We start from the raw sequence: 22,182 nt of genomic DNA, 5'->3' as shown, positions 1-22,182 counted from the left end.
AAGGCAAGGCGATCCGCGCGTGCGGTCTCGGGGTGGGGTTGGGGTTGCTGCGCCGTTCAGGCGCTGCGTTGTGCCTGGCGCGCCGCGACCTTGGCGTGGGTCAGCGGGATCAGCTCGCGGCCGTAGTCGGCGGCGTCGTTGATCGGGTCGAACCCGCGAATCAGAAAGGTGGTCACGCCCAGGTCGTAGTACGCCAGCAAGGCATCGGCCACCTGCTCGGGGGTTCCCACCAGCGCGGTGGAGTTGTGCCCACCGCCAACCAGTGCAGCCATACCGGTCCACAGGCGCTCATCCACGCGCTCGCCTTGCGCCACGGTGTCCAGCAGGCGCTGCGCACCGACGCTCTGCGGCTTGTTGGCCACCACCGGGCCGGCGCGCTCCAGGCGCTGGCGAGCGGTATCGAGAATGGCATCGGCCTTGGCCCAGGCCGCAGCTTCGGTATCGGCGATGATCGGCCGGAACGACACGCTGAACTGCACCTGGCGCCCGTGCAAGGCCGCCTGGGCACGTACTGCCTGAATGGTTTCGCGGGTCTGCTCCAGCGACTCGCCCCACAGCGCGAACACATCGGCATGCTTGCCGGCCACTTCCAGGGCCGCCGCCGAAGAACCACCGAAGAACACCGGCACGTGCGGCTTTTGCACAGGCTTGATGGCGGAGAAGGCGTTCTGCGCCTGGTAGAAGGTGCCGTGATGATCGAAGGGGGTGTCTTCGGTCCAGACCTTGCGCACCACCTCCAGAAACTCGTCGCTGCGCGCATAGCGTTGGTCGTGGTCGAGGTAGTCGCCGTCCTTGCGTTGCTCGCCGTCATTGCCGCCACTGATCACGTGCAGCGCCAGGCGTCCGTCGAGCAGGTGATCGAGGGTTGCCAGCTTGCGCGCGGCCAGGGTCGGCGCCACGAAGCCGGGGCGATGCGCCAGCAGAAAGCCGATACGCGGCGCCGCCAGCCCGGCCAGGGCCGTGACCAGAAAGCCGTCGGGCTGATCCGACCAGTAGCCCACCAGAATCCGGTCGAAGCCTGCCTGCTCGTGCACCTGGGCAAAACGGGTGATGTACGCCTTGTCGAAGATCGGGCCAGCCGGATCGAGGGTCTCCGAAGACAGGCGGTGGCCGATCATGCCGATGAATTGAACGCTCATGGGGGGCTCCTTGAAGAGGGCGAAGAAAGCTTATTGGTTATAGAAGGTTCTTTCTTCAAAACGAACGCTTATAAGCTACCGAGCCCGCCACCCCTTGTGAAATTCATTTTAGGCATAACCTAATATAAAAAATGATTTATAACGAAATGACTTTAAAATTCACTTTGCGCATATTAGCTTATGCTCAATTTGAATTTTGAGAATCATCAGGCGGTTGCTAGGGTGATTCGAAACCGTAGCCAGAGCCCCGACCATGACCGACCCCCTTCGCCTGGACCGCTTGCGTCAGTTCATCGACGAACTGGCCAGCCTGCTCGACCGAGAAACCGATGAAGCGGCCCTTCTCGATGATGGCCAGCGCCTGTTGCAGCAACTGGTGGCCCATGACGACTGGCTGCCGCCAGAGCTGGCCCAGCCCAGCCCCGAACGCTATCAGCAGTACCTGCTGCACTGCGATTCGCGCCAGCGCTTCTCCATCGTCAGCTTCGTGTGGGGGCCGGGGCAGACCACGCCGGTCCACGACCACCGGGTATGGGGCCTGATCGGCATGCTGCGCGGCGCCGAATACGCCCAGGGTTTTGCCCGCAGCGAGCACGGCGCGCTGCTGCCGTCCGGCAGCCCGGTGCGCCTCGAGCGCGGCCAGGTCGAGGCGGTGTCGCCGCGCATCGGCGACATCCATCAGGTCAGCAATGCCTTCGACGACCAGGTGTCGATCAGCATCCACGTGTACGGCGCCAACATCGGCGCGGTCAGGCGTGCCGTGTACCTGGCCGACGGCAGCGAGAAACCCTTCATCTCCGGTTATTCCAACACCCAACTGCCCAATCTGTGGGACCTGTCAAAAGAGAACCTTGCGCCATGAGCACCCCGACCACCCGCACCTACGCCCACCTGCGCCAGCACTTGCTGGCCAGGCATGAACTGGCCCTGATCGATGTGCGCGAAGAAGCGCCCTTCGCCGTGGAACATCCGCTGTTCGCGGCCAACATCCCGCTGTCCAGGCTTGAAATCGAAATCTACGCGCGAGTGCCCCGGCGCGATACACCGATCACCGTGTATGACGATGGCGAGGGCCTGGCGCAGATTGCGCTCCAGCGCCTGGGTCAACTTGGCTACAGCGACGTGGCCCTGCTCGAAGGCGGCCTGGCCGGCTGGCGCGAGGCCGGCGGCGAGCTGTTCCAGGATGTGAACGTACCGAGCAAGGCGTTTGGCGAACTGGTGGAAAGCCAGCGCCACACCCCTTCGCTGGCGGCCGAAGAAGTGCACGCGCTGCTGAACGAAAAGGCCGACGTGGTGGTGCTGGATGCGCGTCGCTTCGACGAATACCAGACTATGAGCATTCCGGGCGGCATCAGCGTGCCGGGTGCCGAACTGGTGCTGCGGGTAGCCGAGCTGGCACCGAACCCGGCCACCCGCGTGATCGTCAATTGCGCCGGGCGCACCCGCAGCATCATCGGCACCCAGTCGCTGGTCAACGCCGGCATTCCCAACCCGGTATCGGCTTTGCGCAACGGCACCATTGGCTGGACATTGGCGGGGCAGACCCTGGCCCATGGCCAATCGCGGCGCTTTGGCGACGTGAGCCCGGCCAACCGGCAGCGCGCCGCCGAACAGGCCCGCGCCGTTGCCGACAAGGCCGGCGTCGTGCGTGCGGACAGCCAGACGCTGGCGGCGTGGCGCGCCCAGGCCGATCGCAGCACTTATGTGTTCGATGTGCGCACCCCCGAGGAATTTGCCCGGGGCCACCTGCCAGGCAGCCGCTCGACGCCGGGTGGTCAGCTGGTGCAGGAAACCGACCATGTGGCCAGTGTGCGCGGGGCGCGCATCGTGCTGATCGATGACGATGGCGTGCGTGCCAACATGAGTGCGTCGTGGTTGGCGCAGATGGGCTGGGAGGTGGCGGTGCTCGATGGCTTGGGCGCAGGCGACTTCAGCGAAACGGGTGATTGGCAGCCGCCGTTGCCGGCGTTGCCGCAGCCTTCGACCATCGACCCCGAGCAGTTGGTGCAGTGGCAGGCCGACGCCGACACGGTGCTGCTCGACTTCACCACCAGTGCCAATTACGTGCAGCGGCACATACCGGGTGCGCACTGGGCGATCAGGGCACAGCTGGAGCAGGCACTGGAGCGCTTGCCGGTGGCGGGACGTTACGTGCTGACCTGCGGCAGCAGCTTGCTGGCGCGGTTCGCGGCGCAGGACCTGCAACGCCTGACCCGAGTGCCGGTGTTCGTGCTGGAGGGTGGTACGGGCCGCTGGATTGCCGAGGGGCGGCCGCTGGAGTCGGGCGAGACGCACCTGGCGGTGCCGCGCAGCGACCGTTACCGCCGGCCGTATGAAGGCACCGACAACCCGCGTGAGGCGATGCAGGGGTACCTGGATTGGGAGTTCGGGTTGGTGGCGCAGCTGGGGCGTGATGGCACCCATGGGTTCCGGGTGATCTGAACCTCCTGAGCAGACCGTATCAGGTCTGCCCCTGGCCGACAGGCCGCATACGCAGGTGCGGGCAAGGCCCGCTCCTGCTTGCGTCGGGCACAAGCACAGTAGGCGCCGGCCTTGCCGGCGAATCGAGCGCGAAGCGCTCGTACAACCTGAACCCACCGTGGATCAGGCAGCCCCCACCCGCCGAGCCGCAATCAGCGCCCTGCCACCGGCTCGAACAACGACACCGCCGCCGCATCCACCTTGCGCGGCAACAGGCCCTGGGCAAAGAACACATCGGCAATCTGCTGCTGTTCGGCCAGATGCTCCGGCTTCACCAACTGCACGTCGTAACTGCGCCGCGCATTGGCCTGCTCCACCGTGGCCACATCCAGGTTGCCCCACAACGGCCCCAGCACCTGCGCCGCCTGCGTGGGGTTGGCCTTGGTCCACTGCCCCGCCTTCTGCAACGCACCGAACACGGTTTCAAGCACCTGCGGATGCGCCTTGGCGTAATCGCTGCCCGCCAGGTAGTAACGCTGGTAACTGGCCAGCCCCTGCCCGTCGCTCAGCACCCGCGCATGCTGCTGGCGCTGGGCGCTGGCCACGAACGGGTCCCAGGTGACCCAGGCATCGACCTTGCGGTTCTCGAACGCCGCACGGCCATCGGCCGGGATCAGGTAGGCCGGCTGGATATCGCTGAAGGTCAACCCGGCCCTGGCCAGGGCCTGTATCAACAGGTAATGGCTCCCCGCGGCCTTGGTCACCGCCACCTTCTTGCCCTTGAGGTCCGCCAGGCTGTGCAGCGGCGAATCCGCCGGCACCAGAATGGCCTGGGCCAGCGGCGATGGTGTCTCGCGGGCAAAATAGGTCAGCCGCGCCCCCGCCGCCTGGGCGAACACCGGCACGGTGTCGGCCACATCCGCCGACACATCGACATTGCCCAGGTTCAAGGCCTCCAGCAGCGGCAGGCCGCTGGCGAACTCATGCCAGCTGACCTGTATGCCCTGCTGCGCCAGCTGCTGCTCCAACGTACCCTGGGCCTTGAGCAGAATCAGCAGCGTCGAGGATTTCTGGTAACCGATGCGCAGGGTTTGCCCCGCGCTGGCGCTACCGACCAGGCTGGCGCCAAGCAGCGCGCCGATGGCCAGTTGTCGCAGACGTTTGAACGGTTGCATGGGGTCAGCTCCTGTCAGTGGGCCTGGGTCACGGCGACGCTGGCGGGCAGCACGAAGCCGCCGGCAAAGGTCGGCGCCACGTCCAGACGTTGGGCAATCAGGCCGTGGGCCTGGTAGAAGTCGGCGGTTTCCTGCTGCTCGGCGATGGTGCCGGCGTCCACGACCTGCCAGCGCAACTGGCGACGCTCGAACTGCAGCCGGGCCGCGTCCTGCGGGAAGCCGATGATCTGCGCCAGGGTCTTGGAGTAGCTGTCCAGGTTCTGGTTGGCCCACACCTGGGCCTTGGCCAGGCGCGCCAGGTAGTCCTGCAGGGCCGCGCGTCGGGCCGGGTCGGCCAACGCCTTGTCGGTCGCCGCCAGAAAGCTGTTGCCACTGGACAAGCCGCGACCATTGACCAGCACCCGGCCCTGGCCAGTGGTTTCGGCCAGCGCGGTGTAGGGCTCCCACGTCGCCCAGGCATCCACCGAACCGTTGGCCAGGGCCATCCTGGCATCCACCGGGCCAAGGAAGCGGAACTCGACGTCCTTCTCGCTCAGCCCCGCGCTGGCCAGCGCCTTGAGCGCCACGTAATGGCCAATCGAGCCGCGCCCGGTGGCGATGCGCTTGCCCTTGAGGTCGGCCGCCGCGTGCAGCGCCGACCCGGGGTCCACCAGCACCGCCGTGCCATAGGCGTCGGACTTGTCCACGGCAATCGCCTTGACCTGCGCGCCGGACGCCAGGGCGAACAGCAGCGGCGCATCACCGATGATGCCGGCGTCCACCGCGCCGGCATTGAGCGCCTCGGCCAACGGCGCGGCAGCCGGAAACTCCGCCCACTTGATGTCATACGGCAGGTCGCGCAGCCCGTCGGCGGCCTCCAGCTGGGCACGCATGTTGCCCTTCTGGTCGCCGATGCGCAGTTCGATACGCGGTTCGGCCAGCACCTGCCCGGCCAGCAGCAAGGCGCCAGCGAGGGCGAGAAGTCGTGAAATGGGTGGCATGCAGTGCACTCCTGAAGGCGATTGTAGAGCGACTCTACCGGCTCGTCATAAATCAGTGAAGTGCATTTTATGAATATCCTAATATGCAAATAACGTTTAATTATCGCCATTAGCTTATAACCATAAAGAATTTTACATCAGAAAATTTAACGCATACGGTCATAAGCCCGCCGATCTGCACACACAACTCGGGGCGGGACGACGGCACCCCCGGGTGCTCCCTGGATTTTCTGCGATGAGTGCCTGATGAGCCTGTCTTCTATTGCCGCGCCGTACCGTTCGATCGAGTCGGCCCCTGCCCTGGCCGACCTGGACCCACTGCTGTTTACCCTGACCCGCGAGCTGGCCGCCAGCGCCGCCGAGGTGGACCGCAGCGGTGCCTTCCCCGCCGCCAACTTTGCCCTGCTGCAACGCCATGGCCTGCTCGCGCTCACCGTGCCGCGCGAGCTGGGGGGTGCCGGTGCCGACCTCGCCACCGCGCGCAAGGTGGTGGCCGCCGTGGCCAAGGGCGAGCCCTCCACCGCACTGATTCTGGTCATGCAGTACCTGCAGCACGTGCGCCTGCAGGACGACCAGCGCTGGCCGCTGTCGCTGCGCCAGCGCCTGGCCCGCGAAGCGGTGGAGCACGGCGCGCTGATCAATGCCTTCAGGGTCGAACCCGAGCTGGGCACCCCGGCCCGTGGCGGCCTGCCCGCGACCCTCGCGCGGCGTACCGCCGAAGGCTGGCGCCTGTCCGGCACCAAGCTCTACTCCACCGGCAGCCACGGCCTGAGCTGGTACCTGGTGTGGGCGCGCAGCGACGATGCCGACCCGCTGGTGGGCGGCTTTCTGGTGCACAAGGACAGCCCCGGCATCCGCATCGTCGATGAGTGGGATCACCTGGGCATGCGTGCCACCTGCAGCCACCGCGTCGAGTTCGACGATGTGCTGCTGCCGCTGGAGCACGCCGTGGCCGTCAGCCCGGCCAGCGCACCGCGCGCCGAGCTCGATGGCGAAGCTCAGCTGTGGATGGCGGTGCTGCTGGCCAGCCTCTACGACGGCGTGGCCCAGGCCGCACGCGACTGGCTGGTGAGCTTCCTGCGCGAGCGGGTGCCGTCCAACCTCGGCCAGCCGCTGGCCAGCCTGCCGCGCTTTCAGGAGCGGGTCGGGCGCATCGATACCCTGCTGTTCGCCAACCGCAACCTGCTCGACTCCGCGGCCAGCGGCCAGGTCACCGCGCAGCACGCCGGGCAGCTCAAGCAACTGGTCACGCACAACGCCATCCAGGCCGTGGAGCTGGCCATCGAGGCCAGCGGCAACCCAGGGCTTTCGCGGCACAACCCGCTGGAGCGGCACTACCGCAACGTGCTGTGCAGCCGCATCCACACCCCGCAGGATGACGTGGTGTTCCACAGTGCCGGGCGCTCGGCGCTGAGCCAGGAAGCGCCGTGACCCTCGCCCCCGGCTGACAGCGGCCGACCGGCCACGCACCGCCACCCTCCAAATCGGCCTATGCTCAAACAGGCCTGCCGGCGGAGGTGCACATGTGCGGACGACTGAGCCAGTACCACGGCATCCACGAGTTCGTGGACGCCCTGAGCATGCCCAACCCACTGGTCAACCGCGTGGGCGATGCGCCGCTTGGGCACTACAACGTGGCCCCCACCACCCAGCTGGCGGTACTCGGCCTGCAGCATGACACCCTGCACGCCGACCTGCTGCGCTGGGGCTGGCGGCCACACTGGGCGCAGGACAAGCCGGCACCGATCAATGCCCGCGTCGAGAAGGTGGCCCACGGCCCGTTCTTTCGCGCCATCTGGCCGCACCGGCTGATCGTGCCGGTCGACAACTGGTTCGAATGGGTCGATGAAGGCGGGCCTAAGAAGCAGCCCTACCTGATCCGCCGCCGCGATGGACGCCCTGCCCTGTGCGCGGCCATCGGCCAGCTGGGCGACCCACCCGGCGAACAGGACGGCTGCGTGATCATCACGGCCGACAGCCAGGGCGGCCTGCTGGATGTGCATGACCGGCGCCCGGTGGTGCTGGCTGCAGATGCGGCACGCCACTGGCTGGACCCCGCCACCTCCAAGGCATACGCCGAACAGCTGCTGCTGGACCTCGCCGAGCCCGCCCAGGTGTTCGAGTGGTACCCCGTGGACAGCGCCGTGGGCAACAGTCGCAACCAGGGCCCGGACCTGGTGCAGCGCCGGCACCCCTGAACGGCGCCTACTCGCCCAGATACGCCTTCTGCACCTGCTCGTTGTGCAGCAGGTCGCTGGCCTGGCCTTCCAGCGCGATGCGCCCGCCATCGATCACATAGGCGCGCTGGCAGGTCTGCAAGGCAAGCCTGGCGTTCTGCTCCACCAGCAGCAGGGTCACGCCACCCTTGACCACCTCGACGATGGTTTCGAAGATCTTCTGCACGATGATCGGCGCCAGGCCCATCGACGGCTCGTCGAGCAACAGCAGCTTGGGCCTGCCCATCAATGCCCGGGAAATCGCCAGCATCTGCTGCTCCCCGCCCGACATGGTGCCGGCCAGTTGAAAGGCGCGCTCCTTGAGCCGCGGGAAGATGCCGAACATGCGTTCGATATCGGCCTGGATCGCGTCCTTGCCGTCGGTTCGCGAGAACGCGCCCATCTCCAGGTTCTCGTACACCGTCAGCTTGGGGAAGATTCCGCGGCCTTCCGGCACCAGCGCCAGGCCCTGGCGGATCAGGTCGTAGCTCTTGATCGCCGCATGCGCCTTGCCATCGAAGGTGATCTGCCCGGCCACCGGGCTGAGCAGGCCGGCCAGGGTCTTGAGGGTGGTGGTCTTGCCGGCGCCGTTGGCGCCGATCAGCGCGACCATTTCGCCCTCGCGGATGTGCAGGTCGATGCCCTTGATCGCCTGGATGGCCCCGTAGGACACCTGCAGGTCGCGTACTTCAAGAATGTTCTTCATGTTCAGGCCACCGCCTCCGAACCCAGATAGGCCTCGATTACCCGAGGGTCCCTTTGCACATCGGCCGGCAGGCCATCGGCGATCTTCCTGCCGAATTCCAGCACGGTGACGTGATCGCACAAGCCCATCACCAGCTTCACGTCATGCTCGATCAGCAGCACCGTCTTGCCGTCGGCCTTCATCTTGCACATCAGCTGGCGCAGGCCTTCGGTCTCGGAGGCGTTCATGCCGGCCGCCGGTTCGTCCAGGGCAATCAGCAAGGGTTCGGTGGCCAGCGAGCGGGCAATTTCCAGACGCCGCTGGTCGCCGTAGGACAGGTTCTTGGCCAGCTCCCCGGCCAGGTGCGCGATGCCCACGTAGGCCAGCCAGTGCCGCGCAGCCTGGCGAATCTCGCGCTCTTCGCGCACGCAGGCCGGGGTGCGGAACACGGCCCCGAACACCCCGCAGCGGGTGCGTACATGGCGACCGATCATCACGTTTTCCAGCGCGGTCATGTTGTGGAACAGCCGGATGTTCTGGAAGGTGCGCGAGATACCTGCCTCCACCACCTTGTGCGGCTTGCTGATGTTCAGCGGCTTGCCGTCGAACTCGACCTTGCCCTCTTCGGCCCGGTACAGCCCGGTAAGCACGTTGAACAGGGTGGTCTTGCCCGCGCCGTTGGGGCCCAGCAGGCCGCGGATCTCGCCGCGCCGGATCGACAGGTCGATGCCGTGCAGGGCCTGCAGGCCGCCAAAGAACTTGCTGACCGAACGCAGCTCCAGTAATACGTCGCTCATACCTTGTCCGCCTGTTGGGCCGGGTGATCGAAGGCCGGCGTGCTCGCGGGCACCGTGGTGCTCAGCGCGGTCGCCGCCGGGGTGGGCTCGGGGTCGCCGTCATGCAGCTCGGCGCGGCGCCGGTTGGACGGCCACAGGCCCTCGGGCCGGTAGCGCATCACCAGAATCAGCGCCAGGCCGAACACCAGCATGCGCAGGGTCGAGGCATCCAGCACGTTGCGCAGCACCTCGCGGCTGACGAAGGTCACGTTGTCCATCACGAACGGCTGTATCCAGTTGACCAGGTCGCGGAACACCTCGGGCATCACCGACAGGATCAACGCCCCCAGCACCACGCCGCGAATCGAGCCCATGCCGCCGAGCACCACCATCGCCAGCACCATGATCGACTCCATCAGGGTGAATGACTCGGGGCTGACGAAGCCCTGGTAGCTGGAAAACAGCACCCCGGACACCCCGCCAAAGGTCGCGCCCATGGCAAATGCCAGCAGCTTGAGGTTGCGCTTGTTCAGGCCCATGGCCTCGGCCGCCACCTCGTCCTCGCGCAGGGCCATCCAGGCCCGCCCGATGCGCGAGACTTCGAGGCGCTTGGACAGCACGATGGCGAAGATCACCACCACCAGGAAGAACAGGTAGTAGCTGATCACCGGGGTGACCTTGAGCCCGAACAGGCTCCATGAGGTCTGCAGCGACAGCAGCGCCTCGGGCGCCTGCCCTGCGGCATGCGACCAGGCCCCACCGTCGATGTGCAAGGGTGCGATGTTGCTGATGCCCTGCGGCCCGTTGGTGATGTTCACCGGCTGGTCGAGGTTGTTCATGAAGATGCGGATGATCTCGCCAAAGCCCAGGGTCACGATGGCCAGGTAGTCACCGCGCAGCTTGAGCACCGGGGCGCCGATCAGCACCCCGCAGATGGCTGCGGCAATCGCCGCCAGCGGGATGATCACCCACAGCGGCCAGTTCAGCACGCCGTCCACCAGGCCGGCCATGTTCAGATGCGGCGAGGCCAGCAAGGCGTACAGGTAGGCGCCGATGGCGTAGAAGCCGATGTAGCCCATGTCGAGCAGGCCGGCGTAGCCGATCACGATGTTCAGGCCCAGTGCCAGCAGCACGTAGAGCATGGCAAAGCCGAGGATGCGTACCCAGGTGGGCCCCAGGAACGGAATGCTGTCGACGACGAAGGGCAAGGCCACGAACGCCAGGATCAGCAGCAGGTACTGTGCGGTTTGGTTTTTCATGTGCGTTGCCTCCTAGGCCCGGTCGGCCTGGCGTTCGCCCATCAGGCCGTTGGGTCGGAACAGCAGCACCAGAATGAGCACGGCGAACGCGAAGATGTCCTGGTAGTTGGCGCCCAGGAAGCCCCCGGTGAGGTGGCCGGTGTAGCCGGCGGCCAGCGACTCGATCAGGCCCAGCAGCAGCCCGCCGGCCATGGCCCCGAACAGGTTGCCGATGCCGCCCAGCACCGCCGCCGAGAAGGCCTTGAGCCCCAGCAGCAGGCCCATGTAGGCGTCGGCCTGGCCGTAGTTGACCGCGCGCATCACCCCGGCGATGGCGCCAAGCCCGGCACCGATCAGGAAGGTCGCGGAAATCACCCGGTTGATGTTGATGCCCATCAGCCCGGCCACTTCCTGGTTCTGCGCGGTGGCGCGCATGGCCTTGCCCAGGCGGGTCTTGTCGACCAGCAGCCACAGCCCCAGCATGATCACCACCGAAATGATCATGATGCTCATCTGCACGTTGGTGACGGTGGCGCCGAACACCTCGATCGGGCGGGTTTCGACCACTTCGGGGAAGGTCTTGTAGCCACGCCCCCAGATCATCATCGCCAGGTTCTGCAAGGCGATCGAGATGCCGATCGCGAGGATCAGCGGGGTCAGGCGCGGGGCCTTGCGCAAGGGCCGGTAGGCGAACTTCTCCATGCCCTGGGCCATCAGCATGCACACCGCCGCCGCCACCATGATCGCCAGCAGCAGGGTCAGGATGCCGGGCGCAAAGCCCATGCCCGCGAGCATGCTCAGCACCGAGATGGTCACCATGGCGCCCACCATCACCACCTCGCCGTGGGCGAAGTTGATCAGGCCGATGATGCCGTAGACCATGGTGTAGCCCAGGGCTACCAGGGCATAGATGCTGCCCAGCACCAGGCCGTTGAGGACCTGCTGCAACAAGATATCGAAATTGCCTTCCACGAGCTGAATCCTCAAAACTGCGTTGTCGCTCACCGCGTGCGCTGGCAACAGCGACGCGGCGGCATGCCTGGCAGGTCAGAAATGAACGCTTCTTATTGTTGCGAGCCGGGCGGCCCGCTTGTTATTCGAGGTAGAGCAACGGCTCAGTCGCGCTCGACCGAGAGGGTTTTCCAGCCGCCGTCGGCAAACTGGAACACCGTGGCGGCCGGGCTTTTCAGGTTGCCGAATTCATCGAATGCGATGGTGCCGGTGACGCCCTCGTAGCTTTCGCTCTTGAGTACCGGCAGGTACACGGCAGGGTCGGCCGACTGCGCCTTGACCATGGCGGTGATCGCCGCCCAGGTGGCGTCGTACGCCGCCGGCGAGGACTGCACCACGCCCGTGCCGAACTTGGCCTTGAGCTTCTGCTCGAACGCCGCGCCCTTGGGCATCTCCAGCAACGGGGTGCCGTAGTTCCAGGCGTACACGCCCTCGGCGGCGCTGCCGGCCATCTTCTTGAACTCGTCGTTGGGCAGGTTGCCGATGTTCATGAACCTGGCCTTCAGGCCCAGGTTCTTCATCTGCTTGGCCATGGGGGCGGCCTGGTAGTCGAGGGCGGCGAAGAACACCGCATCGACCTTCTGCGACTTGGCGGTGGTGAGGATGGCATTGAAGTCGGTGGACTTGTCGTTGGTGTATTCGCGTACCACCACGTTGCCACCGGCGGCCTTGACCGCCTTGGTCACTTCGTCGGCCAGGCCCTGGCCGTAGGCGGTGCGGTCGTCGAAGATCGCGATGCGCTGGGCCTGCAGGGTCTTGACCAGGTAGTTGCCGGCATAGCGGCCGAGGGTGGCGTCGTCGTTGACCACGCGAAACACGGTCTTGATGCCCTGGCGGGTCAGCGCCGGGTTGGTCGCCGACGGCGAGATCTGCGGGATGCCGGCATCGGCGTAGATCTTCGAGGCCGGGATGCTGGTGCCCGAGTTGTAGTGCCCGATCACCACCGCCACCTTCGAATCCACCAGGCGTTGCGCCACGGCGGTACCGGTACGCGGGTCGGCCACATCGTCCTCGGACACCAGCTTGAACTGGGCCACCTTGTCGCCCAGCTTCAACTGCTGCTGGTTGGCCTCTTCGATGGCGATGCTCACGCCATGTTCCACATCCAGCCCCTGGTGTGCAGAGGGCCCGGTCAGCGGGCCGGCAAAGCCGATCCGTACCAGCTGGGTGTCCGCCGCGTTCGCCGTGCCAGCCCCTATCAGTGTTGCCATCAGTGCAGCAAGGGCGGTCAAACCCCGGTTGTTCTTATTCATTCTCAGCTCCCAGTAATCATTGGACGAACTGCACACGCCTGGCCAACCTCGCCGGCGCACTTGTAAGATAACAGTCAGCAGGCAACTGTCAATGGGTGTATGCTTGAGGAAAATGAAAATGCTGACAAAAGCCACGCACGCCTTGATCCATGCACCTTAACGAGGCATGGGATTGCAGTAGAATCAGGCGCTTGCACCATAACAAGTCAGTTGTTTGATAACATATGGCTACATTTTCGCCGCTACTTCGGGTTTTTAGCGGGTCGGTTGAAATCGACGCAGATCGCGTTTGACGGATGCGCCAACCTGTTCAACCATTCAATCCATCGTGATGAGCACATCAGTTTCAGGAGCTACACAACTATGAATGCGTCGTTTGGAACGCGCAGGGCCAATCTGGCGGAGACAGTGATCCACGAGCTGTCCAACCGGATCGACAATGGCACATACGGGCCGGGGCAGAAGCTTCCGTCCGAACAGGAGCTGTGCAAGGAATTCGGCGTCAGCCGCCCTGTGATTCGCGAGGCCGTGGCCTCGTTGCGTCTGGGCGGTCGGCTGATCGCCCGCCAGGGTGTAGGCGTGTTCGTGGTCGAGCAGGACGTCAAGCGCCTGGGCTTTGCCCTGAGCACCGCAGTCGATGACGTGCGCGCCGCCGCCCACGTGCTGGAACTGCGCCTGGGCATCGAGACCGAGTCGGTCGCGCGTGCCGCCGAGCGCCGCAGCCCCACCAGCGTGGCGCAGATCACCGAGGCCTTCGACCGCTTCAACGCGCTGGATGGCTCCAACCTCGAGGAAGAGGCCCGTGCCGACTTCGAGTTCCACCTGGCGATTGCCCGCGCCACCAACAACCCGCACTTCCCGCAGCTGCTCGAAGCCCTGGGCCCGGACATCATCTTCGACCTCAACCTCAAGCACGGCCAGTCCACCGGCAAGAACCGCCTGGCGCACATCAAGAAGATCGGCCGCGAACACGGCGCGATTCTCTCGGCCATCAGCATGGGCGACGTCAACGCCGCCCGTTCGGCGGTGCGCAAGCACCTGGAAGAAAGCCTGTCGCGTTACCAGCGCCTGGTCGACAGCGGCGACTGAGCGGCGCTGTCGCCCTGCCCTCGCGGGTCAGCCCAGGCCCAGGCACACGTACTTGATCTCGAGGTAATCCTCGATCCCGTAGCGCGAGCCTTCGCGCCCCAGTCCCGATGACTTCACACCGCCAAACGGTGCGACCTCGGTGGCCAGCACGCCGACATTGACGCCGACCATGCCGTACTCCAGGGCCTCCGAGACCCGCCAGATCCGCCCCACATCCCGTGCATACAGGTAGCAGGCCAGGCCGAACTCGGTGGCATTGGCCTGGGCGATGACCTGTTCTTCGCTGTGAAAGCGAAACAGCGGCGCCACCGGCCCGAAAATCTCCTCGCGGGCCACGCGCATGTCCGGTGTCACCTCGGCCAGCACGGTGGGCTGGTAGAACGCCTCGCCAAGGGGGTGGCGCCGGCCACCGGCGACCAGTCGCGCACCGCCCTCCAGTGCGTCGCTCACCATCGCCTCGACCCCGGCCACGGCCTTGGCATCGATCAGCGGGCCGACGGTGGTGCCGGCCTGGCTGCCCTCGCCCACCACCAGCTCGCCGACCCGCTGGGCAAAACGCTCGACAAAGCGCTCGTAGATGCCGTCCTGGATGTAGAAGCGATTGGCGCACACGCAGGTCTGCCCGCTGTTGCGGAACTTGGCCACCAGTGCGCCCTCCACCGCCGCTTCAAGGTCCGCGTCGTCGAACACGATGAAGGGTGCGTTGCCGCCCAGCTCCAGGGTCACCTTCTTCACCGTGGCCGCGCTTTGCTGCAGCAACTGGATGCCGATGGGCGTGGAGCCGGTGAACGACAGCTTGCGCACCACCGGGTTGGCGGTCAGTTCGCCACCGATGGCGGCCGAGTCGCCGGTCACCACGTTGAGCACGCCACGCGGTATGCCGGCGCGTTCGGCCAGCACGCACAGCGCCAGGGCGCTGAACGGGGTCTGCGAGGCGGGCTTGAGCACCAGCGTGCACCCGGCCGCCAGGGCCGGGGCGGCCTTGCGCGTGATCATCGCCGCCGGGAAGTTCCACGGCGTGATCGCCGCGCACACGCCAATCGGCTCCTTGGTCACCAGCAGGCGCCGGTCGGCCTGCGGCGAGGGGATCACGTCGCCATACAGGCGCTTGCCCTCCTCGGCATAGAACTCCACATAGGCTGCGGCGAAGGCGATCTCGCCACGGGCCTCGGCCAGGGGCTTGCCCTGCTCGGCGGTCATGATGCGCGCCAGGTCTTCCTGGTGCAGGAGAATTTCGCGAAACCACGCCTGCAAGCGGCTGGCGCGTTCCTTCGCGGTGAGGGCGCGCCAGGCCGGCAGCGCCGCCTGGGCGGCGAGCACGGCGCGACGGGTTTCGTCGGCGCCCATGCGCGGCACGCCACCCAGGCGTTGGCCGGTGGCCGGGTTGGTCACGTCAATGCTGCGGGCGCTGTCGGCGCCCACCCAGGTTCCATCGATATAGCAACGTTCACGCAGCAGATCAGGATCGGCAAGGTTCATGCTGATGGGCTCGCAGGGGAATGAAGGAAACGGCGGGAGGCAGACCCTGCCCCCGCCTGGAGGGTCAACGCGACGCCAGGGCCTTTTCGCGGATCTGGCTGAGGGTCATGCGCGGGGTCAGCGCCTCAGGGTCGATCTGCACCTCGATCAGCGCCGGCTTGCCCGACGCCTCGCAACGCTCGAACGCACCCGCGAACTGCTCGGTGGCGCTCACCGTTTCGGCATGCAGGCCATAGGCCCGTGCCAGCGCGGCGAAGTCGGGGTTGTGCAGGTCGGTACCCGACACCCGCCCCGGGTAGCTGCGCTCCTGGTGCATGCGGATGGTGCCGTACATGCCGTTGTTCACCACCACCACGATGACCCGGGCGTCATAGTGCGCGGCAGTGGCCAGCTCCTGGCCGTTCATCAGAAAGCAGCCATCACCGGCGAACGCCACCACGCTGCGCTGCGGCGCGGTGAGCTTGGCCGCAATCGCCGCCGGCACGCCATAGCCCATCGAGCCGTTGGTGGGCCCCAGCAAGGTGCGAAACGCCTGGTGCTGGTAGCCGCGGTGCACCCAGCCGGTGTAGTTGCCGGCACCGCAGGTGATGATGCTGTCGGCGGCCAGGTGCTGGTTGAGCCAGGCGATCACCTCGCTCATCTGCACCGCGCCGGGCGAACGCGGGCATTCGAAGTTGGCCCGGTAGCCGCGGTTCAGGCGCTGTACCCACTCGGCGAATGCCTGCGGCTTGACCGGCGCCAGCGCCGCCAGTTGCGCGGCGATGGTCGGCATGCCGGCGTTGATCGCCAGGGTCGGCTGGTACACCCGGCCCAGTTCCTCGATGCCGGGGTGAATGTGCACCAGCGCCTGCCTGGGCACCGGAATGTCCACCAGGGCATAGCCGCCGGTGCTCATCTCGCCCAGGCGTGCACCGATCACCAGCAGCAGGTCACTGCTTTTCACCGCCTCCACCAGCTCGGAGCCGGCGGCAAGGCCCAGGTCGCCGGCGTACTGGGGCAAGGTGTTGTCGAACAGGTCCTGGCAGCGGAACGAGGCCGCCACAGGCAGGTTCTGGGCCTGGATGAAGCGCCGCGCATCGGCCACCGCCGCGGCGGTCCAGCCGCCACCGCCCAGCACCACCAACGGGCGCTGTGCCTCGCCCAGCAGAGCCTGCAGGCGCTGCAGGTCGGCAGATGCCGCCGCCGCTTCGATCCGCCGGGCCGGGCCGGCATCGGCCACTGCCACCCGATCCGTCAGCATGTCTTCGGGCAGGGCCACCACCACCGGGCCGGGGCGGCCGTTGGTGGCGCGGTGGAACGCCTGGCTGAGAAGCTCGGGCAGGCGCGCGGCATCGTCGACCTCCACCACCCACTTGGCCATCTGGCCGAACATGCGGCGGTAGTCGATCTCCTGGAAGGCTTCGCGCTCCACCTGGTCGCGGGCCACCTGGCCGATGAACAGGATCATCGGCGTGGAGTCCTGGAAGGCGGTGTGCACGCCGACCGAGGCATTGGTCGCCCCCGGGCCGCGGGTGACGAAGCAGATACCCGGCTTGCCGGTGAGCTTGCCGTAGGCTTCGGCCATGTAGGCGGCGCCGCCCTCCTGGCGGCACACGATCAGCTCGATGTCGTCCCTGGCATCGTGCAAGGCATCGAGCACCGCCAGGTAGCTCTCGCCGGGCACGCAGAACGCGCGTTCCACGCCATTGATGCGCAAGGCATCGACCAGCACCTGCCCGCCCGTGCGCAGCCCGTTGTTGTCAGTGTTCATCTTGTTGTTCTCCATCAGGCGGCGCGGTCAGATGACCGAGTCTTCCAGGAAAGGACGGTTCTCGATCACCCGTTGATAACTCAGGGCACTCAGGTCCAGGGTGCGGTAGCCCCCGTAGATGATCAGCTCGCTCAGGCCGCGGCCGATGGCCGGTGCCTGCTGCAGGCCGTGGCCACTGAAACCGTTGCAGAACAGGAAGTTGCGCACCTGGTCATGGGGGCCGACGATGGCGTTGTGGTCGAGCACGCAGAAGTCGTAGTGCCCGGCCCAGGAGTTGACCACCTTGATCGCCTCGAACGCCGGCACACGCTCGGCCAGCACCGGCCACACCTCTTCCTCGAACTCGTCGTGCATCACGTCGAAGTCGCTGAAATCCACCTCCGGGTCGTGGCGTGGGTAGGTGCCGCCCAGGTACAGGTGGCCTTCGGGGCGGAAGAACACCCCGGTGGGGTCGATGGTCAGCGGCACGGTACCGGGCAGCGGCGTATGGCAGTCGAACACGAACAGCGAACGGCGCCGCGCCTCCACCGGTATGTCCAGCCCGGCCAGGCGCGCCACCTGGCGTCCACGGGTGCCGGCGGTGTTGACCAGCTGGCCACAGCCGATCAACTGGCCATCGCCCAGGCGCACACCGGTGATCACATCACCCTCGCGCAGCACCTGGACCACTTCGTTCTCGACATACTCCACGCCCAGGCTGCGGGCCTTTTTGCGAAAGCCGTTCATGATCCCGTAGTTGTCGAACCAGCCCTCGTCCTTCTCGCCATAGGTGCCGCCGGCCAGGCTGTCGGGGTTGACCCACGGGAAGCGGCGGATCAGCGCCTCGGTGTCCAGCAACGTGACGTCGGCACCGTTGTCCAGTTGGGTCTGGTGCAGACGCTTGAGCACGTCGAAGCCTTTCTGGTCGGCCAGGAACAGGTAGCCGTTCTCCTTGAAGGCCAGGTCGGGTCTGTCGCCATTGACCGCCATCAGTTCGGGGAAGTCGCGGATGAACTGCGCGCCAAAGCGCGAGATCTGGATGTTGATCGGGTTGGAGAACTGCACCCGGATCGAGCTGCTGGACAACGCCGTGGCCGATTGGGCATAGGTCCAGTCGCGCTCCACCACCAGCACCGAGCCGGTGAAGTCCGGGTTGCTGGCCAGAAAATACGCGGTGGCGCTGCCATTCACCGCACCGCCGACGATCACCACATCGTAATGCTGCTTTGTTGCTGTCGAAGCCATGGCTGGGGTCTCTTCAAAAGTGCTCGGAAAAGGTCATTTCGGGTCTTCGAAGTGGCCGGCGCCGGCGAAGTTGCCGCCGTGGTAGCGCGCCGCCGGCTCGTTCGGGTCCAGCGGCGGGTGCTCGGCCATGACCTTCTCGCGGTAGTCGTCGGCGCTGTCCCTGGGCACGTAGCCGAGGGAGGACGCCAGGCGGTTGTCCCACAGGGTTTCGCGGTTGTCGGACATGCCGTACACGATCATGTGGCCGACCCGTGGCGCCAGCAGCGAGCGCTCGCACAGCTGCGCGAAGTCGGCGAACGACAGCCAGGTGGCGAGCATGCGCCGGTCCAGCGGCTCGGGGAACGAGGAGCCGATGCGCAGGTTCACCGACTCGATGGCGAACTTGTCCCAGTAGTAGCGGCCCAGGTCCTCGGCAAAGCACTTGCTCACCCCGTACAGGCTGTCGGGGCGGTGCGCTGCGCTGGCGTCGATGGTTTCGGTGCGGTCATAGAAGCCGATGGCGTGGTTGGAACTGGTGTAGATCACGCGCTTGACGCCATGCTGGCGCGCCGCTTCATAGATGTTGTAGGTGCCCACGATGTTGCCGTTGAGGATCGCCGCGAAGGTGTCCTCCACCGGCACGCCGCCGGCATGGATGATGGCATCCACGCCCTCGGCCAGCGGCAGCACATCGGCCAGGTTGCCCAGGTCGCAGCGCACCAGTTCTTCGTGCGGCGCGGCGCTGCCCATGTCGGCGATATCGGTCAGGCGCAGCTCGTCGGCAAAGGCCTGCATGTGCTTGCGCAACACGCTGCCCAGGCGGCCGGCTGCACCGGTGATCAACAAACGTTTGAACGGCTTGCTCATGCTTGAAACCTCGTGAAAGTCGGTTTGTCGTTACTAGGCCAGCGCCGCGAACGCATCGCGCAGCTGCCCCAGGGCCTGCTCCAGCTCCTGGCGTGAGGTGGCGAACGACAGGCGAATGTAGGGTTCGAGGCCAAAGGCCGAGCCCGGCACCGTGGCCACCTTGCCCACCCGCAGCAGGTAGCTGGCAAGGTCGGCGTCGGTTTCGATCACCTGCCCGTCCGGCGTACGCCTGCCGATGAACGCGGCGCACTGCGGGAAGGCATAGAACGCGCCCTCGGGCATCTGCAGGCTCAACCCCTCGATGGCCGCCAGGTCCTCGACCACCAACGCCCCTCGGGCCTGGTACTCGCGATTGGCCTGGCGCACGAAATCCTGCGGGCCGTTGAGCGCCGCAGCAGCCGCCAGTTGCGAAATGGTCGACGGGCAGGTGGTGGTCTGCGACTGGGTCTTGTTCATTGCCACGATCAGCTCGCGTGGCCCGGCCGCATAGCCCAGGCGGTAGCCGGTCATGGCGTAGGCCTTGGACACGCCGTTGATCAGCAGGGTGCGCTCGCGCAGGTGTGGGCAGGCGCTGACGAACGACACGAACGGCTGCCTGCCCAGCACGATGTGCTCGTAGATCTCGTCGGAGATCACCAGCACCCGGGGGTGGCGCTCCAGCACGGCGCCCAGGGCCGCGAACTCTTCACGGCTGTAGATCGCCCCGCAGGGGTTGTTCGGCGAGTTCAGCATCAGCCAGCGGGTACGCGGGGTGATGGCGGCCTCAAGGCGCGCGGCATCCAGCTTGAAGCCGTGTTCGGCGCCGCACGGCACCACCTTCGGCACGCCGCCGTTGAGCATCGCCATGTCGGTGTACGACACCCAGTACGGCGCTGGCGTGAGCACTTCATCGCCCTGCTCCAGGGTGGCGAGAAACGCATTGAACAACAGTTGTTTGGCGCCATTGCCCACGCAGATTTCGTCCAGTGCGTAGCGCAGGCCGTTTTCCCGCTCGAACTTGTCGACGATGGCCTGGCGCAGCACCTCCAGGCCATTGGGCGCGGTGTAGTGGTTGTTGCCCTCGAGCATCGCCTGGTGCGCGGCCTCGATCACGTGGGCCGGGGTGTTGAAGTCCGGTTCGCCCAGGCTCAGGTTGATCACCGGCTCGCCCTTGGCCAGCATCTGCTTGGCCAGCACCGATACCGCCATGCTCGGCGAGCTTTTCACCGCCCGCACACGGGCACTCTGAAAGTCCATGGGTCAGCCCTCCTGGCCGGGTTCGAAGGCGTAGTCGTCGCGTGCCTGGCTGGCACTGATGTAGCCAAAGCGCAGGTCGCGCGCCACCTCGTGGCGTGGCCGCTGGCGCGGGTCGCCGTAACCGCCGCCACCCGGCAGGCGCAGCACCAGGCGCCGATCGGCCGGCACGAACTGCTGGCCCTTGCCGCGCAGCAGGGTGCCGTCGTCCAGGCCCACGTAGCCCTGGGCCCCCTCCTTGCCCCCCTCGAGCCCACGCGCCGGGTACTGGATGCGGTCGAACATGGCGCTGAAGCGGAAGCTGTAGCCTTCGGCGGCCGACACCTCGATTTCCTGGCCCAGGCCGCCGCGCAGCAGGCCGGCACCGCCGGAGCCTTCGCGCAGTTCCTTGCGCCACACCACCACCGGGCCGGCCTGTTCGGTGGCTTCCACCGGCATGGTGTGCACGCCGCTGGGGAACGCGGTGGCGCTCAGGCCGTCCATGCCGGAGCGCGCGCCCATGCCGCCGCTGTTGAACATCAGCATCTCGGCGTTGCGCCCGGTCGGGTTGCTGTCCAGCGGACGCACGCTCAGGTGCAGGTTCCACAGTGCGCTGGCGCCCTCGGCCGGCACCTGGCCGGGCAGGCACTTGTGCAGCGCACCCAGCACCAGGTCGGGCACGAAGTGGCCCAGTACATGGCGTACCGATACCGGCGCCGGGTGCTTGGCATTGAGAATGCAGCCTTCGGGCGCAGTGACCGCAAAAGGCTCCAGCGAGGCGCTGTTGTTGGGGATCTCCGGCGCCACGATGCACTTGAGCCCGTAGCAGGCATAGGCCTTGGCGTAGCCCAGCGGCACGTTGATGCCGAACTGGCTCATGCCCGAGGTGCCGCTGAAGTCGGTGAGAATGCCGTCCGGGCCCACTGTCAGGGTCACCGCCAGCGTCACCGGCACGTCGTAGCCGTCCAGGGTCATGCTGTTGTGGTAGGTGCCATGGGGCAGCGACTTGAAGCATTCCAGGGTGGCGCGGCGGCTGTGCTCCAGGATGAACCCGCCGATGTGCTCCAGGTCGTCCAGGGCAAACTCGTCGAGCATGCTCAGCAGGCGTTTGTGCCCGGTCTCGTTGCAGGCCGACAGTGCGTAGAAGTCGCCGACCACGCGGTCGTTCTCGCGTACGTTGTTGCGCAGGATGTTGATCAGGTCGCGGTTCACCTGGCCGCGCTCGAACAGCTTCATGATCGGGATGAACAGGCCTTCCTCGTAAACCTCGCGGGCATCCGGGCCGAAACCGCGCCCGCCGATGTCCACCACGTGGGCGGTACTGGCGAAGTAGCCGATCAGCCGGCCCTTGTAGAACGAGGGCGAGACGATGGTGATGTCGTGCAGGTGCCCGGTGCCCTTCCACGGGTCGTTGGTGACGTACACGTCGCCTTCGAAGATGTTGTCCGGGCCGATGTCGTTGATGAAGTGCACCACCGCCTCGGCCATGGTGTTGACGTGGCCGGGGGTGCCGGTGACTGCCTGGGCCAGCATGTTGCCGGCGCGGTCGAACACCCCGGCCGAGAGGTCGCCGGCTTCGCGCACGCTGGTGGAGAATGCGGTGCGGATCAGGGTCAGGGCCTGTTCTTCGACCACCGACACCAGGCGGTTCCACATCACCTGCATTTGAATATCGATCATTGTTTCGC

At 66.4% G+C, this 22,182-nt stretch carries 19 protein-coding genes; 5 read left to right on the top strand and 14 right to left on the bottom strand.

Annotated features, from left to right (window positions below; genetic code table 11):
• Positions 1–56 precede the first annotated feature (56 nt).
• Positions 57–1,139 carry an LLM class flavin-dependent oxidoreductase gene (locus KH389_RS11375; RefSeq protein WP_213607367.1) on the bottom strand — a complete coding sequence of 361 codons (1,083 nt, stop codon included), beginning with the start codon at positions 1,137–1,139 and terminating at the stop codon, positions 57–59.
• A gap of 253 nt (positions 1,140–1,392) precedes the next feature.
• On the opposite strand from KH389_RS11375, the gene KH389_RS11370 reads away from it, so the two are divergent.
• A complete protein-coding gene (locus KH389_RS11370) occupies positions 1,393–2,001 on the top strand; it encodes a cysteine dioxygenase family protein (protein WP_088514431.1) in 609 nt (202 codons plus the stop codon).
• On the top strand, positions 1,998–3,581 hold the full coding sequence (locus tag KH389_RS11365; protein WP_213607366.1) for a rhodanese-related sulfurtransferase: 1,584 nt from the start codon (positions 1,998–2,000) through the stop codon (positions 3,579–3,581). Before KH389_RS11370 ends, KH389_RS11365 begins: the two co-directional genes overlap by 4 nt.
• 191 nt (positions 3,582–3,772) lie before the next feature.
• On the opposite strand, the gene KH389_RS11360 is transcribed toward KH389_RS11365, so the two are convergent.
• Together KH389_RS11360 and KH389_RS11355 are read right to left on the bottom strand one after the other, a co-directional pair.
• Positions 3,773–4,735: an aliphatic sulfonate ABC transporter substrate-binding protein gene (locus KH389_RS11360; protein WP_043864039.1), complete on the bottom strand. Its 963-nt coding sequence runs from the start codon at positions 4,733–4,735 to the stop codon at positions 3,773–3,775.
• Positions 4,736–4,749: 14 nt separating this feature from the next.
• The gene (locus tag KH389_RS11355; RefSeq protein WP_058540331.1) at positions 4,750–5,715 is read right to left on the bottom strand and encodes an ABC transporter substrate-binding protein; all 966 of its coding nucleotides are present in this window, start codon (positions 5,713–5,715) and stop codon (positions 4,750–4,752) included.
• A gap of 246 nt (positions 5,716–5,961) precedes the next feature.
• Between KH389_RS11355 and KH389_RS11350 the strand changes: the two genes are divergently transcribed.
• Together KH389_RS11350 and KH389_RS11345 are read left to right on the top strand one after the other, a co-directional pair.
• The gene (locus tag KH389_RS11350) at positions 5,962–7,146 is read left to right on the top strand and encodes an acyl-CoA dehydrogenase family protein (RefSeq protein WP_100632636.1); all 1,185 of its coding nucleotides are present in this window, start codon (positions 5,962–5,964) and stop codon (positions 7,144–7,146) included.
• Between the two features lie 92 nt (positions 7,147–7,238).
• On the top strand, positions 7,239–7,913 hold the full coding sequence (locus KH389_RS11345) for an SOS response-associated peptidase (RefSeq protein ID WP_213607365.1): 675 nt from the start codon (positions 7,239–7,241) through the stop codon (positions 7,911–7,913).
• Between the two features lie 7 nt (positions 7,914–7,920).
• On the opposite strand, the gene KH389_RS11340 is transcribed toward KH389_RS11345, so the two are convergent.
• From KH389_RS11340 to KH389_RS11320, 5 genes are all read right to left on the bottom strand, one after another.
• On the bottom strand, positions 7,921–8,637 hold the full coding sequence (locus KH389_RS11340; protein WP_088514428.1) for an ABC transporter ATP-binding protein: 717 nt from the start codon (positions 8,635–8,637) through the stop codon (positions 7,921–7,923).
• 2 nt (positions 8,638–8,639) lie between these two features.
• Entirely contained in the window at positions 8,640–9,413 is a 774-nt protein-coding gene (locus tag KH389_RS11335) for an ABC transporter ATP-binding protein (RefSeq protein WP_043864044.1), read from the bottom strand.
• Positions 9,410–10,651 carry an ABC transporter permease subunit gene (locus KH389_RS11330; RefSeq protein WP_043864045.1) on the bottom strand — a complete coding sequence of 414 codons (1,242 nt, stop codon included), beginning with the start codon at positions 10,649–10,651 and terminating at the stop codon, positions 9,410–9,412. The genes KH389_RS11335 and KH389_RS11330 overlap by 4 nt, the downstream gene beginning before the upstream one ends.
• A gap of 12 nt (positions 10,652–10,663) precedes the next feature.
• The gene (locus KH389_RS11325; RefSeq protein ID WP_043864046.1) at positions 10,664–11,602 is read right to left on the bottom strand and encodes a branched-chain amino acid ABC transporter permease; all 939 of its coding nucleotides are present in this window, start codon (positions 11,600–11,602) and stop codon (positions 10,664–10,666) included.
• 143 nt (positions 11,603–11,745) lie between these two features.
• Positions 11,746–12,894: a branched-chain amino acid ABC transporter substrate-binding protein gene (locus KH389_RS11320; RefSeq protein ID WP_052504315.1), complete on the bottom strand. Its 1,149-nt coding sequence runs from the start codon at positions 12,892–12,894 to the stop codon at positions 11,746–11,748.
• 363 nt (positions 12,895–13,257) lie between these two features.
• On the opposite strand from KH389_RS11320, the gene KH389_RS11315 reads away from it, so the two are divergent.
• Positions 13,258–13,983: a FadR/GntR family transcriptional regulator gene (locus KH389_RS11315; RefSeq protein WP_043864047.1), complete on the top strand. Its 726-nt coding sequence runs from the start codon at positions 13,258–13,260 to the stop codon at positions 13,981–13,983.
• 27 nt (positions 13,984–14,010) lie between these two features.
• Here KH389_RS11315 and KH389_RS11310 read toward each other — a convergent pair whose 3' ends face one another.
• The 6 genes from KH389_RS11310 to KH389_RS11285 all read right to left on the bottom strand — a co-directional run bounded on the left by KH389_RS11310 (position 14,011) and on the right by KH389_RS11285 (position 22,174).
• Positions 14,011–15,462 carry an NAD-dependent succinate-semialdehyde dehydrogenase gene (locus KH389_RS11310; RefSeq protein ID WP_043864048.1) on the bottom strand — a complete coding sequence of 484 codons (1,452 nt, stop codon included), beginning with the start codon at positions 15,460–15,462 and terminating at the stop codon, positions 14,011–14,013.
• A gap of 64 nt (positions 15,463–15,526) precedes the next feature.
• The gene (locus tag KH389_RS11305; protein ID WP_244988702.1) at positions 15,527–17,212 is read right to left on the bottom strand and encodes a thiamine pyrophosphate-binding protein; all 1,686 of its coding nucleotides are present in this window, start codon (positions 17,210–17,212) and stop codon (positions 15,527–15,529) included.
• Positions 17,213–17,239: 27 nt separating this feature from the next.
• Positions 17,240–18,436, bottom strand: a complete 1,197-nt coding sequence (locus KH389_RS11300) for an NAD(P)/FAD-dependent oxidoreductase (RefSeq protein ID WP_196932844.1) — start codon at positions 18,434–18,436, stop codon at positions 17,240–17,242.
• A 33-nt stretch (positions 18,437–18,469) separates the two neighbouring features.
• The gene (locus KH389_RS11295; protein ID WP_213607363.1) at positions 18,470–19,282 is read right to left on the bottom strand and encodes an NAD-dependent epimerase/dehydratase family protein; all 813 of its coding nucleotides are present in this window, start codon (positions 19,280–19,282) and stop codon (positions 18,470–18,472) included.
• A 33-nt stretch (positions 19,283–19,315) separates the two neighbouring features.
• Entirely contained in the window at positions 19,316–20,518 is a 1,203-nt protein-coding gene (locus KH389_RS11290) for an aminotransferase class I/II-fold pyridoxal phosphate-dependent enzyme (protein WP_213607362.1), read from the bottom strand.
• Between the two features lie 3 nt (positions 20,519–20,521).
• On the bottom strand, positions 20,522–22,174 hold the full coding sequence (locus KH389_RS11285) for a hydantoinase B/oxoprolinase family protein (RefSeq protein ID WP_236171901.1): 1,653 nt from the start codon (positions 22,172–22,174) through the stop codon (positions 20,522–20,524).
• Between the last annotated feature and the right edge of the window lie 8 nt (positions 22,175–22,182).

Source organism: Pseudomonas qingdaonensis (genome assembly GCF_018398475.1).
Taxonomy (GTDB): Bacteria; Pseudomonadota; Gammaproteobacteria; order Pseudomonadales; family Pseudomonadaceae; genus Aquipseudomonas; species Aquipseudomonas palmensis.
This window is presented reverse-complemented; position numbering and strand designations above follow the sequence as displayed.